Here is a 13,335-nt window from a genome sequence, read left to right on the forward strand (position 1 = left end):
ATTCCACGCCCATGAGCAGAACCGCCAGGCTCGATCTTTCGCGATTCCCACGCCGCGAGCTTCTCGAAGGTCCGACGCCGATCCAGCATCTCCCGCGCCTGAGCGCCCATCTTGGCGGCGCGAACATCTACGTCAAAAGAGAAGACCTGACCGGTCTCGGCGGCGGTGGCAACAAATTGAGGAAGCTCGAATTCCTGATTGGAGAAGCCCTGGCCGTCGGCGCGGATACCATCATGACCGTCGGCGCCCGCCAGTCGAATCACGCACGACTCACGGCGGCGGCAGCAGCGCGCGTCGGACTCCAATGCGAACTGGTGCTGACGCGCACCGTGCCGCGATCCGATCACGACTACATGGAGAACGGCAACGTCCTGCTCGATTCGCTATTCGGCGCGCATGTGCATGATCTGCCCGGTTCCGCGAATGCGCTGCAATTCGCCGAACAACGTGCGAACGCATTGCGCGCGCAAGGCCGCAATGTCTATGTGTGTCCACTGGGTGGATCGAGTCCCGTCGGTTGTCTCGGCTATGCGGATTGCGCGGCTGAGATCGTGGATCAATCGCGCGCGGCGGAGTTGTCTTTCGATCGCATCGTGATACCCAATGGAAGCGGCGGCATGCATGCAGGACTGATTGCGGGTTTTGTCGCACTCGGCCTGGACCCGTCGCGTATTACCGGATTCACGGTCTATGGCGATGCCGCTCACGCGCACGCCACGACGCTCGATAAAGCGAATCAAACGCTTCAGCTTATCGATCCCAATCTGCGCGTGAACCAGAGCGACGTTTCGATCGATGAAGCGCAACTCGGGCAGGGGTACGGCATCCCCACGGATGGCATGCGTGCTGCCGTTCGTTTGCTGGCGTCGACGGAAGGTCTTCTGCTCGACCCCGTATATAGCGGGAAGGCGTTCGCGGGACTGGTGGAAGGAGTGACGAGTGGGAAGTATGCTGCGGGGCAGAAGGTTCTATTTGTGATGAGCGGGGGACTGCCGGGGTTGTTTGCGTATCGGGGTGAGTTTTGAATGGTAGTGTGCTGATGGTGGGCCGCCGGGTATCGGCAAACCGATGTTGGGCCCGGCGTGGTAGGTGCGGTTACTCGCTCAGAAGCCGCTTCAATTCCTCAAGGAAAGAGGCGGTCGTGTAGCCCCATAATTCCGGCGAAAAATCATTGCCGTAGGCGTCGCTCAATGCCTCGTCCAGATCCGGATGTTCGCTGATGAAACGCTCTATCTCGGATACCATCCGTCTATGCGCTTCAGCAGGTGTTCCCTGTTTATAGCACTCGACTATTTCTTCGACTGCCTCCCCGGAAAGTTCATAGTCCTGGTTTAGATAGGCGTCGAAGAAATGATTGAGTTCCAGGCAGGATGATTGCTCGAAGCGTTGATTGTGGTACGGCATCCCGTCGTGCGCCTCATATTTCATTGCGAAAGGTGTCTACGGTCGGATCCAACTACTCGCTCAGGATCTGCTGTATCTCATCAAGAAAAGAGACAATCGTGTAGCCCGCCCCTTCGGGACGAAACCCATCCCTGAACGACTGATTGAATGCTGCCTCCAGGTCGTTCGGGTGTTCGCTCCTGAACGAGTCTATTTCGCGATTCAATTCTTTATAGTGGTAAGGACTGTCTTTCTTATAACACACGACAATTTCCGGAACAGTTTCTCCAAACAGGTCGAAGTCCTGGCCGAAATACACACTAAAAATGTGGTCCATTTCTGGATAGCGCTCTGAAGAACTCATTTCTCTCTCATTCGACGTAGGCGGTAAGAATGTAATACGGCATGCCGTTATAGGTTTCGTATTTCAGAACAACGAAAACCTTGTTCATTCGCGTAAAATTGATTGAACCAGTCAAATTACCAATCAATCGCGACGTATGGAATGGGCCGTGGATGATTTTGGTTTCAATATTGCAGTCAACGCCTGCGCGCCTCGAGTTCGACTATGATCCGCGCAGGCGTCGTACGACAGATAACCCGCGGGATAGGGCACGCGGCGATATCGAGGTTCGGTAGGGACGGTGGTAGTCAGACCGACGACGTAAAACGGGAATCCCATACTCCGTTCACTCAGAACACTTCCTTTCCCCCCGGTTTTCGCCGACGACTGACGAGACTCACCTCGCGAATAATCTCAATGAAGTTAGCCAGCAGAATCGATTTATGATCTCTGCGCCACGCCGCGGTCAGATCCACCGCATCGCGATCCTGCAAGCCAAGCAGTTTCTTGTAGACGGCATTCGGATTCGCGATTCGACTGACCGATTCCGGCACGATCGCGAGTCCGATTCCCGCTTCCACAAAAGAGAGAATGGTCGGCAATAGCGAATATTGAACGATCCTCGGTTGCACCCGGTGCTGCAGCAGGATGTTGCCAATCTTCTCGGAGAAATAAGGCGAGTCGCGCCCGGAAAACGCGATGAATGGCTCCTGATGCAGGTCCGTAACGCGGACCACCTTGCTCTTCGCCAATCGATGGCTGCGCGGGATGGCGACAATGAGCGACTCCCTCATTGCGACGATATTGCTCACCGCTTTCTCCTGCGTCGAGGTTCGCAGCAACGCGACATCGATATTCTGATTCTTCAATTGATCGAGGATGCGCAGATACGGCATTTCGTCCAGCTGGATATCCACCATCGGATGAAGTGCCTTGTACTTTTGCAACACCATCGGCAGGAAGATATAGGCGGCGCTCGGAACGAAGCCGATGCGCAGTTTTCCCGCATTGCCTGTCGACGCGAGCTTCGTCTGCAAGTCGAGCGTTTCGAGCCGCCTCAGCACCTCGCGTGCGCCTTCCAGAAAAACCTTGCCCGCATTGGTGAGTTCGACCGATCGCGTCGTGCGCTCCAGCAGGCGTACATCAAGAAAGTCTTCGAGCTGCTTCAACCGCTGGCTGAGCGGGGGCTGAGTGATATGCAGGCGCTCGGCGGCCCGGCGGAAATGCAGCTCTTCCGCCAGCACGACAAATGTCTTCAGATGAATCAGATCGTACATGGGTGATGAGTAGAAGGAAGACGAACTTACGCGCGGTGTGGCCCGCGGGGGTGGCCTCTTCGCCCCCGAGTCGGCTGATCCGGCGAGACTCGATTGATAGCTTAATACGAATCAATCGACTGTCAATTAAGAATTAGACGTAGATTTATGGCCTACCTATAATCCGCCACTCAAGTTGACTTCCGGCAAAAAAATTGATCCACGAAGCTCATCTGCTCACTGTTTCCGCCGCCGCGCAGCAATTGGCGGCCGGCTCGCTCACTTCCGAGCAACTCGTACGGTCGTGCCTGGAGCGCATTCAGGATCGCAACCCGGTCGTGCAGGCTCTTGTCACCGTCGACCCGGACAAGGCGCTTCACGATGCACGCAAGATGGACAGGCAGGTGTATCGCCCTCACCTGCATGGGATACCGTTCGTTGTAAAGGACATCATCGAAACCGCCGACTTTCCGACTGAATACGGTTCCCCAATCTATGCCGGACATCGCCCGCAAGCCGATTCGGCATGCGTGTCGCAATTCCGGGGCATGGGCGGGATTCTCGTCGGCAAAGCGGCCACCAGCGAATTCGCGACGCGCAAGCCCGCCATGACGCGCAATCCGCTTCGTCTCACCCATACTCCCGGGGGATCGTCCAGCGGATCGGCTGCGGCAGTCGCCGATTTCATGGTGCCTTTCGCACTGGGTACGCAAACGACCGGATCGATTGCCCGACCGGCATCGTATTGTGGAGTGGTGGGGTTCAAGCCCACGTTCGACCTGTTCAACCGTGCGGGCCTGAAACCCACGAGTCAATCTCTGGACACGATTGGATTGTTGACCCGCACGATTCGCGATGCCTATCTGCTCACGTTCAATGATCCCGACTTCGACTCGGAAATCGTTCGATGCGGCACACCACGCTTTGCCATTTGCAGATCATCACAGTGGAACGGCGTCGAGCAATCGTTCTTCGATACGCTGACGCGACTTCAGCAGGCTCTGATGCGGGCAAATCAGCCGGTTCGCGAATTGAGCCTCGACGCCGATCTGGAGAGTCTGATTGCCGGACAGGAAAAAATCTTCGTCTATGAAGCGGCTCATTCACTCGCGCATGAACGCCAGAACCACGCCGAACTGATGAGCGACATTCTGCGCAACCGCCTCGCGGTCGCGGAACAGATCGACCAGGACCTTTATCTGCAGCTGCGCAGCGCCGTCGAGCGCGCCAGATACTCGGTCGATGAACTGTTCCAGGACAACGACGTGCTGATCTACCCGGCGACGGAAGGCTCCGCGGAAGAAGGCCTCGACTATTCCGGCTCGCCACGACTGGGCGCTTTATGGACCCTCTTGCATCTGCCGACCATCGTCATTCCATTTGGTCGGTCCGCGAACGGCATGCCGTTCGGGTTGCAACTGGTGGGGCGATTTGGTCAGGATCGCCTGCTGCTGGCTGCGGCCGAATTGCTCAGCCGGTATATCGATCCGGCATTTTCCAGCAGGACTATTGAATAGGTTCTTTGAGCCATACCTCGCAGCGAATTTCAACAGCCTGACAACGACCAGGGATTCATTGATGACGATTGAATTCGACCTTACGCTGCGCGGTGGTCTCGTGCACACCGGCGATGGAACGCATCGCCTCGACATTGGAATTCGTGGCGAACAGATTGTCGCGCTGGCCCCGGACCTATGTCCCGGTCGGCAGGATTTCGATGTCGGCGGAAAGCTGATTCTGCCCGGCGGCATAGACAGTCACTGTCACATCGAGCAGATGTCCGGCATGGGCATCATGGGAGCGGACGACTTCTACAGCGGAACGGTTTCCGCCGCGTTCGGCGGCACGACAACCGTGATTCCTTTTGCCATGCAGCGGCGTGGCGAATCATTGCTTGCCGCCATCGACGATTACGCGGCTCGCGCCACACCCAAGGCGGTGATCGACTATGCGTTCCATGCAATCCTGACCGACGCATCCGATGACGTTCTGACCCGGGAAGTACCGATCGCCGTATCCCGCGGCATAACGTCGTTCAAGGTGTACATGACGTATGACGCGGTCAGGCTGAACGACACCCAGATACTCGATGTTTTCGCCTCGGCCAACCAGCACGGCGCACTGGTCATGGTGCACGCGGAAAGCAACGACATGGTGCGCTGGCTGACGGCCCGGCTGCTCGAACGAGGCCTGACCGCGCCTAAATATCACGAGGTGGCACACGATCCCCTCGCGGAAACCGAAGCCACTTATCGCGCCGTGTCATTGGCGCGGCTGGCTGGCGCGCCATTGCTCATCGTGCATGTCGGCGGTATCGAGGCCGTCCAGGTCATTCATGCGGCGCAGACAATGGGCGCGCCGGTATATGCCGAAACCTGCCCGCAATACCTGGTTCTGTCCCGCGAAGACCTGGATTTGCCCGGACTGGAAGGCGCCAAGTTCTGCTGCGCGCCGCCGCCGAGAGATGGCGTATCGCGGGAAGCGGTATGGGCGGGTCTCGCCAGCGGGACGCTCAGCGTATTTTCGTCCGATCATGCGCCCTATCGCTTCGACAGCAGCGGGAAGCTCCCGAATGGCGCCGAGACTCGCTTCTCCGAAATCGCCAACGGCGTTCCGGGTCTGGAAACACGTCTGCCTCTGCTCTTTTCCGAGGGGGTCGGCAAAGGCCGCATTTCACTGGAGCGCTACGTTGCATTGACCGCGGCCAATCCGGCCAAAGCCTACGGGCTTTATCCGAGGAAAGGCGTCATCCGGGTCGATAGTGATGCCGACCTCGTGATCTGGGACACGGATCGCCACGTGACCATCACTAGCGAGATGCTGCACGATCGCGTGGGCTACACGCCATACGAAGGCATGCAGGTGCAGGGATGGCCGGAAACAACGATCTGCCGGGGAAAGGTCGTCGTCAATGGCGGACAGCTATTGGCGAAACCGGGAGACGGCACGTTTCTGGCGTGCGGACCATCGGAATGGCTGGTGCAACCCGAGCGCCCCGTGCCTGATGGCCTGGGGCGCGATGGCCGAGGTTTATTGTTCAGAAAATTGTTCGATCTATAAAGGGCTGCCATTGCAGTGCTAACGATCGACCTTGTCGGGCAGGAACAACTTTTGAGGAGACAAAGAAATGGCATACGGATTGGGTGTTAAACGGGCGGGAATGCTGGCCTGCATCGCGGCATTGACGATGTCGATCGCACCGGCACAGGCCGAGACCCTGCACACCGGGGTTGACGACACCTATGCCCCGCTCGTTTTTCGCAACTTGCAAGGTCAGCTCGAAGGATTCTCGATCGATCTGGGGCACGCGCTGGAAAAAGAACTGGGCGATAAGATAGAGGTTGAAGGCACGCAGTTTTCGGCGCTGATTCCCGCACTCAACGCAAAGAAGTACGACTTCATCCTCGGGGCCGTCACCGCCACGCCTGAACGTGCCAACGCGATGCTGTTCTCGGAGCCCTATCTGGATTCCGACTACCTGGTGCTGCAAAAGAAAGGCGCGACGCCGATCACCTCGCTGGCACAACTGAAGGGTATGCGGCTGGCGGTCAATCGGGGATCGCCATACGAGCAATGGTCGCAGGAGAACCATGCGAAATATGGTTTTGAATTCAACGTTTTCCCGACCAATGCCGATGCGATTCAGGCGGTGGTCTCGGGCAGAGCCGATGCAAACATGGCGGGCGTGCCCGCGCAGGCATGGGCGGCCAAACACAATCCCCTGCTTCAATCGACGCTTCTCATCAAGACCGGACAAGCCTGGGCCTTCGCATTTCGCAAGGACGATGCCGCGCGCCGCAATCAGATCTCGAATGCATTGAAGTGCCTCAAACAAAAAGGCATCGTGGCTCAAATCGCGGTCAAATGGCTGGGCTTTGCACCGGACACGACGAAAAACGTGTACCCGGGAGAAGGGATTCCGAATATGCCCGGCTACGACGCCACGCCGGTCAAGCTATCCTGCGCCAAGTAGAGGTATTTCATGCTGAACAACGCCTCGCAGCCCATCCTGAGCATCCGCGATCTTCACAAGTCGTATGGCGACAACCCTGTGCTCAAGGGAATCAATCTCGACATTCGCGCCGGAGAGCTGGTGTTCATCATTGGGCCGTCCGGCTCCGGGAAGAGCAGCCTTCTGCGATGCTGCAACGTGCTGGAGCATGTGAGTTCGGGCAGCATTCACTTCGACGGCCAGGACATCACGCGTCCTCGCACCGACCTGAATGCAGTCAGACAGAAGATCGGAATGGTTTTTCAGCATTTCAATCTCTATCCTCACATGACGGTACTGAGCAACATCATGCTCGCCTTGCGCAAGGTGCAGAAGCTGCCTAAAGCGGCCGCGGAACAGCGTGCGCTGGAAGCGTTGTCTCAGGTCAACATGCTGGAGCGCGCCAGCTACTACCCCGATCAGCTCTCGGGCGGGCAGCAGCAACGCGTCGGGATTGCGCGCTCGATTGCGTTGCATCCCAAGATCGTGCTGTTCGACGAACCCACCAGCGCGCTCGATCCGGAACTGGTCAGCAGCGTGCTGGAAGCCATGCGCAAGCTCAAGACCATGGGCATGACGATGATCGTGGTCAGCCATGAGATGGGCTTCGCCAGGGCGGCGGCCGACCGGGTCGTGTTCATGGACGGCGGCGTCGTGCTGGAGCAAGGTACACCGCAACAGATCTTCGAGCAGCCGCGGCATGAGCGCACCCAGGCCTTTATATCGAGCGTGACATCGCGGCATTGATGTCCGTTCAGGTTTCGATTCCGGCTTTGAGACACCGATGAATATTCAAGGGCTGATATTTACGTTCTTAAATCCCGACGTGATCGGGAAGTACTACCTTTTCATACTGTCCGGCATGTGGGTCACGGTGAAGGTGGGCGTTGCGGTGGTCGCTACGGGCCTCACCATCGGGTTCCTGCTTGCATTCATGCGGGCTGCCGGCGTGCGCACGGTCAATGTCGCCATCATCGTATTCGCCGATGTGCTTCGCTCGCTCCCGCCGCTCGTCGGCATCATTCTGCTGTTCTTTGCGTTCCCGTACATCGGCATATCCATGTCCGCGTTCGCGGCCACCTGGTTGGCGCTATCGCTCGTTCTGGCTGCCTTTGCCGAAGAAATCTTCTGGGCGGGATTGCGCGCAACCCCCAAGGGATTGATGGAAGCGGGCCGCTCGACCGGAATGAGCTGGATGCAGACGATGTGGTATGTCGTATGGCCGCACGCGCTGAAACTCACGGTACCGCCTTTGACCAATCGGGTCATCGCCATCGTCAAGGGAACGGCGCTGGGAGCGGTGGTCGGTCTTGCCGAGGTACTCAACAATGCGCAGTCCGCGACCAGCAGCGCGGGCAATGCGACTCCGTTGATGATGTGCGCCATCGGCAGCCTCGCGATCTTCTTGCCCGTGGTACTGGTCGGCCGCTATCTGGAACGGCGCTTCCGCTGAATAGACGAGGAACCCCATGCAGGGAATTCTGGACAATTTTTTCAATCTGGACATCTATCGCAGCGTCGCTCCGATATTGCTGCAGGGACTCTGGATGACAGTGCTCCTGTCGATTCTGGTGATTCCATTTGGCCTGATCTCCGGGCTCGGAGTGGCGGTTCTATATACGAATGCCAGGAACCCGCTACTGCGCGCCGTACTGGTGGTCTATATCGACATCTTCCGATCCATTCCGCCACTCGTGCTGCTGATGGTCATCTACTTCGGGCTTCCCTTCCTCAACCTCAATATCCCGAAGATCGTCGCGGTCGTGCTGTGCTTCACATTGAACAACTCCTGCTATTACGGTGAGGTATTTCGCGCCGGGCTCGAATCGCTCCCCAAGGGACAAGTCGAGGCCGCCCGCTCCACGGGGCTCTCTTTCATGCAGGCGCTCTTCTATGTGCAGATTCCGCAGGCGGTGCGCAATGTAATGCCGGATCTGGTCAGCAATTCACTCGAAATCATCAAGCTCACAACGATCGCGAGCGCAGTCGCGCTGCCCGAGCTATTGCAGGTCGCCCAAAATGCGCAGGCTTTGCTTTACAACCCGTCGCCGATTATTTTGGCCGCCCTGTTGTATCTGCTGCTGTTGATCCCGCTGGTTCGCCTTATCAGCCGACTGGAACGCAGAAGAATGGCGAATCGTCATTGATCAATGAACTACGGCTACCCAATCACTTATGCAACTGCCACACCATAATCGTTACAGTTACTCGCCCATTGTCGAACGCCAGAACTATTCATGGCCCGAGGGGAAACGACTGGCATTCTATATCGGCCTGAATATCGAGCACTTCGCATTCGGAACGGGCCTCAGCCATTCGCTTTCTACGCCATTGCCTGGCCTCGACCATCGAGCCTTCACATGGTGCGATTACGGAAACCGGATCGGCGTATGGCGCATTTTCAAGTTACTCGACGAATTGGGTTTGCCGGCATGCCATCTGATGAACACCGCGGTTTTCGACTATGCACCACAAATTGTCGAAGCGATCAGGACTCGCGGTGACGAGATCATCGGACACGGACGAACCAATTCGGAGCGTCAGGGGCAGATGTGGGAGCAGGACGAAATCAGGCTCCTGCAACATGTGCGCGAGCAGATTCAGCACCACGCGAAGCAGGAAGTCCGAGGCTGGATGAGTCCATGGATGTCGGTCAGCCACCAGACGCCCGATCTGTTACGCGAAAGCGGCTACAAGTTCCTGATGGACTGGCCCGGTGACGATCAGCCGATCTGGATGCAAACGCGCTCGGGCCCGATTCTGTCGCTACCGTATCCGTTTGAAATCAACGACTCGCCCCAGGTACTGGTCCGTCACCACTCCGCTGAGGAGTTCGAGCGCATGATCGTCGATCAGTTCGAGGAAATGCTTGAACAATCGGAAGAGCATCCGTTGGTATGTGGCGTCGCCTTGCACACCATGATTGTCGGCCAGCCGTATCGATTACGCGCAATCAAACGAGCTTTGAAATACATCGTCAATCATGCGAATCGCGACAAAGTATGGTTCACGCGGCCGGGAGAAATTTATGACCACGTCGCAAGACTACCCTCGGGCGTCGTCGTCTGATTCAACGGGTCTTTGAACGGGGAGCGTGCAGCAGATAGCTGCGGAAGAAGAACTGCTAGTAGCCCGCAGCGCGGCTGGCTACGGAACATGACTTTGGTGCCGACGGCGAGACTCGAACTCGCACAGCTTTCGCCACTACCCCCTCAAGATAGCGTGTCTACCAATTTCACCACGTCGGCACTGCATACAACTCGGGACGCACTGGACCCTTTACCGCTGACAGCCCCGTCAGCCAAGGCCTGGACAGCGCTTTGAGTGCGTCTACCCCTTTGCCACCTGGGCAGAGGGGCGCCATTGTAGCAACAAAATTATTTTTTTGAAGCCCCTATGCGGAGATTTTTCAAAAACAGACCCGAAGCCAACTGGATGTCCCGAGGCGCGATGCCCGATGTAAGAACGGTTTAGTATTGAAGCTTGGACTTCTCCGAGGGAAACGCCCCTCAGGCTCGATACGCAAGACAACACCACAACGATGGAGAGTACTTTGCAACCGCATCTGCGCCTCTACACGGATGTCCAATTCGCCAGCCCGTATGCGATGTCCGTTTTCGTCACGCTTCGCGAGAAGCAATTGCCATTCGATCTTTCCACCGTCGATCTCGCAAGCAACGCGAATCGTCAGGCAGAGTATGCCGCCCGCTCGCTGACACAACGCGTACCAACGTTGGTCCACGACGATTTCGCGTTATCCGAATCGTCGGCGATTACCGAATACCTCGACGAGACTTTTCCGCAAACGCCGGTCTACCCGCAAGACCGCCATCTGCGCGCGCGGGCGCGCCAAGTGCAGGCATGGCTGCGCAGTGATCTATTGCCGATCCGCCAGGAACGCTCGACCGAAGTCATCTTTTACGGAGTGCGTGGCGGCCCGCTTTCCGCGACCGCCGAAGATGCCGCGCAAAAATTGTTCGCAGCAGTCGAAGCGCTGCTTCCGCACGATTCGTCCAATCTCTTCGGCGAGTGGTGCATTGCCGATACGGATCTCGCGCTTATGTTGAATCGCCTCGTATTGAACGGTGACCCGGTGCCGCAAAGATTGAAGGACTATGCAAACGATCAATGGCAACGAGACTCCGTGCGGCAATGGATACAACTGGAACGCCCACAGCTGTAAAGAACGAATAGCAACATTATCGTAAAGACGCCCATTCACCACGCCCCCTATCCTATTCTCATCAATACAGCTCCAATGCCAATGGTGGTGCAATTTCAACGCCACCATTCAAATCAATTCAATTGATCCGGAAGCACGCGAATAGATCGCGCGCCCACGAGCACTCGACCCACTCCGTCTATCAGCATGGCCGTATTGCGTCGCACCATCGCACGTATATCGATGTCATTGCATAGAACCGATTTTTTTCATAATTCACATTCCGCATGAAAAATTCACAATCTTTTATGCAATGCAAAAAGCAATGACGTCCAGATAGCCGACCCTAAACAGATTATTTACGCTACAGTACATGGGCAATCAATAAGATCATCAGCCATCCCAACCATTCTCCAGTTTCTTATTCCGCGCGTTCAACGTGAGGTGCGAAACCTGGACTAGCTGAAGATATTGCGCCATGCCATATTTTCTGGTCGCCTATTGTGGCCCCGCCGCTGTCCCCGGCAGCGTGTGGCTACGCTGGAATACAGACCCGCTGTTGCTCGTGGCACTCGCCGCGCTCGCCTTCGTGGTGGCGAGCGGCCGCTCCGACAATGCACGCGCGGCCTGGGCGGCCATTGCGCTGATGGTCGTCGTATTCGTCTCGCCGCTATGCGCGCTGTCGTCGGCCTTGTTCTCGGCGCGCGTCACTCACCACATCATTCTGATCGCGGCTATTGCGCCGCTGCTCGCCCTCGCGTTTCCATTGCCGCGCCTCGCCTGTCCACCGCTCGTGCCGGTAGTCGCCGCGCATGCGGTGTTCATCTGGCTCTGGCATGCACCCGGCCCCTATGCGTGGGGGCTCTCCACGGTGCCGGCCTACTGGCTCATGCAACTCACGCTGCTCGGCAGCGCATGGTTCATGTGGCGCAGCATCTTCTCGCCATCGGTGCCGACCGGCGCGGCACTGATGGCGCTCGTCGCGACGATCGGACATATGGGCCTGCTCGGCGCATTGATCGTGTTCGCGCCGGTGCCGCTCTATGTCGCGCACTTCGCAACCACGGCCGCATGGGGGCTCACGCCGCTCGCCGACCAGCAACTCGCGGGACTGCTGATGTGGGTGCTCGGAATGATCCCCTACTTCATCGCGGGACTTCGGCTTGCCTGGTCCAGCCTGCACGTCAGAGAGCCCGCACTGTGACGACCCTTCTGAAATTCATTCATCTCGCCGCGATTGCGCTATGGTCGGGCGGCCTGATCGTGTTGCCGTTCCTGTTCTGGCAACGCGGCGCGCAAACGGAAGGCACCGAGCTCGATCGCCTGCACCGCATCACGCGCATGGTCTATGTGGAACTGACTTCGCCTGCCGCCTTCGTCGCGATTGCGAGCGGCACGGTGTTGATTTTTCTGCAGGCCACCTTCGTCGAATGGTTCTCGCTGAAGATGGTGCTGGTCGGCATCATGGCGATGCTGCACGTCGTGGCCGGCCTCGTGCTGCATGACGTGTTTCTGCCCGACGGCCGTTTCAGCCGCGCATCGTTGATCGTGCTGAGCGTCGCGTACGTGGTCGTGATCGTCGCGATCATCTGGATCGTGCTGGCCAAGCCGCACATCGACTCGAACCTGCTTGCCCCGCATCTGTTCGAGCCCGGCGGACTTGGCCGCTGGCTGCATCACTCCTTCGGCGAAACCAGAATACCCACGCCATGATCGAACACGAGCTTGCCCCCATGCCAGCCGGCGAAGCCCGTCATCACCGAGGCGAGCACCGACAGCGCGAGACCATGCGGCAGGATCTGCTCGGGGTAGAACAGCCGCACGCCCCAGTTCGCGCCCGCGATTGCGACGAGCGTCATCGCGGCGACCGCGTGCGACCAGCTCGCTTCCCTGAGACGGATGCCGCGCACGAGCAACAACTCGGCCGTGCCGACGAAGCTCGCGGCCACGCCGCTCCAGAATGCGAAGCCGCCCGCCCACAAACCGGCACGCACCCAGAACGGATCGCCCGTCCACCAGTAGAGCACGTCGACGCCCAGCGTCGCGACGACGAACGCGATCGGGAAATGCACCATCATCACGTGGATAGGATGACCGACGAGTGCAACGGCCGAGCCCGCATCGAGCCGCAACAGTTCCAGCAGGACTTCGCTTCTGCTTTCGGATCCGGAATTGCCTTGTTTTGCCATGATGAAAGTTC

General features: G+C 57.9%; 15 protein-coding genes and 1 tRNA gene. 11 read left to right on the plus strand and 5 right to left on the minus strand.

The genetic code is table 11. The features are described 5' to 3' along the window. The first annotated feature begins 11 nt into the window (after positions 1–11). Complete coding sequence (locus tag GXB81_RS12770; protein ID WP_205989298.1) at positions 12–1,025, plus strand: D-cysteine desulfhydrase family protein; 1,014 nt, start codon at positions 12–14, stop codon at positions 1,023–1,025. Between the two features lie 70 nt (positions 1,026–1,095). On the opposite strand, the gene GXB81_RS12775 is transcribed toward GXB81_RS12770, so the two are convergent. From GXB81_RS12775 to GXB81_RS12785, 3 genes are all read right to left on the minus strand, one after another. Then, a complete protein-coding gene (locus GXB81_RS12775; RefSeq protein WP_241016335.1) occupies positions 1,096–1,428 on the minus strand; it encodes a contact-dependent growth inhibition system immunity protein in 333 nt (110 codons plus the stop codon). Positions 1,429–1,456: 28 nt separating this feature from the next. Next, entirely contained in the window at positions 1,457–1,747 is a 291-nt protein-coding gene (locus GXB81_RS12780; RefSeq protein ID WP_205989299.1) for a contact-dependent growth inhibition system immunity protein, read from the minus strand. Positions 1,748–2,076: 329 nt separating this feature from the next. Further along, on the minus strand, positions 2,077–3,003 hold the full coding sequence (locus GXB81_RS12785) for a LysR substrate-binding domain-containing protein (protein WP_167042742.1): 927 nt from the start codon (positions 3,001–3,003) through the stop codon (positions 2,077–2,079). A gap of 194 nt (positions 3,004–3,197) precedes the next feature. Here GXB81_RS12785 and GXB81_RS12790 point away from each other — a divergent pair, with 194 nt between their 5' ends. From GXB81_RS12790 to GXB81_RS12820, 7 genes are all read left to right on the plus strand, one after another. Beyond that, positions 3,198–4,499, plus strand: a complete 1,302-nt coding sequence (locus GXB81_RS12790) for an amidase (RefSeq protein WP_205989300.1) — start codon at positions 3,198–3,200, stop codon at positions 4,497–4,499. A 61-nt stretch (positions 4,500–4,560) separates the two neighbouring features. Beyond that, a complete protein-coding gene (gene hydA / locus GXB81_RS12795) occupies positions 4,561–6,042 on the plus strand; it encodes a dihydropyrimidinase (RefSeq protein WP_241016337.1) in 1,482 nt (493 codons plus the stop codon). Positions 6,043–6,109: 67 nt separating this feature from the next. After that, complete coding sequence (locus tag GXB81_RS12800; protein ID WP_167283728.1) at positions 6,110–6,955, plus strand: transporter substrate-binding domain-containing protein; 846 nt, start codon at positions 6,110–6,112, stop codon at positions 6,953–6,955. A gap of 9 nt (positions 6,956–6,964) precedes the next feature. Further along, entirely contained in the window at positions 6,965–7,720 is a 756-nt protein-coding gene (locus GXB81_RS12805) for an amino acid ABC transporter ATP-binding protein (protein WP_167042748.1), read from the plus strand. 37 nt (positions 7,721–7,757) lie between these two features. Beyond that, a complete protein-coding gene (locus GXB81_RS12810) occupies positions 7,758–8,426 on the plus strand; it encodes an ABC transporter permease subunit (protein ID WP_241016338.1) in 669 nt (222 codons plus the stop codon). Positions 8,427–8,442: 16 nt separating this feature from the next. Next, positions 8,443–9,120, plus strand: coding sequence for an amino acid ABC transporter permease (locus tag GXB81_RS12815; protein WP_167042750.1), 678 nt, complete (start codon positions 8,443–8,445; stop codon positions 9,118–9,120). A 28-nt stretch (positions 9,121–9,148) separates the two neighbouring features. Continuing rightward, positions 9,149–10,042 (plus strand): polysaccharide deacetylase family protein, encoded by an 894-nt coding sequence (locus tag GXB81_RS12820; protein WP_167042752.1) that lies wholly within the window; start codon positions 9,149–9,151, stop codon positions 10,040–10,042. 94 nt (positions 10,043–10,136) lie between these two features. On the opposite strand, the gene GXB81_RS12825 is transcribed toward GXB81_RS12820, so the two are convergent. Further along, positions 10,137–10,221, minus strand: a tRNA-Leu gene (locus tag GXB81_RS12825). A 293-nt stretch (positions 10,222–10,514) separates the two neighbouring features. Between GXB81_RS12825 and yfcF the strand changes: the two genes are divergently transcribed. The 3 genes from yfcF (at position 10,515) to GXB81_RS12840 (ending at position 12,848) form a co-directional block, all read left to right on the plus strand. Further along, positions 10,515–11,156 carry a glutathione transferase gene (gene yfcF / locus GXB81_RS12830; RefSeq protein WP_205989301.1) on the plus strand — a complete coding sequence of 214 codons (642 nt, stop codon included), beginning with the start codon at positions 10,515–10,517 and terminating at the stop codon, positions 11,154–11,156. A gap of 457 nt (positions 11,157–11,613) precedes the next feature. Then, a complete protein-coding gene (locus GXB81_RS12835) occupies positions 11,614–12,339 on the plus strand; it encodes a cytochrome c oxidase assembly protein (RefSeq protein ID WP_205192902.1) in 726 nt (241 codons plus the stop codon). Next, positions 12,336–12,848 carry a CopD family protein gene (locus GXB81_RS12840; RefSeq protein WP_205989302.1) on the plus strand — a complete coding sequence of 171 codons (513 nt, stop codon included), beginning with the start codon at positions 12,336–12,338 and terminating at the stop codon, positions 12,846–12,848. Before GXB81_RS12835 ends, GXB81_RS12840 begins: the two co-directional genes overlap by 4 nt. On the opposite strand, the gene GXB81_RS12845 is transcribed toward GXB81_RS12840, so the two are convergent. Beyond that, positions 12,812–13,324 (minus strand): DUF2231 domain-containing protein, encoded by a 513-nt coding sequence (locus tag GXB81_RS12845; protein ID WP_205989303.1) that lies wholly within the window; start codon positions 13,322–13,324, stop codon positions 12,812–12,814. The two genes, GXB81_RS12840 and GXB81_RS12845, sit on opposite strands and share 37 nt — an antisense overlap. Between the last annotated feature and the right edge of the window lie 11 nt (positions 13,325–13,335).

This window comes from Paraburkholderia sp. Ac-20336 (assembly GCF_017105025.1).
GTDB lineage: Bacteria > Pseudomonadota > Gammaproteobacteria > Burkholderiales > Burkholderiaceae > Paraburkholderia.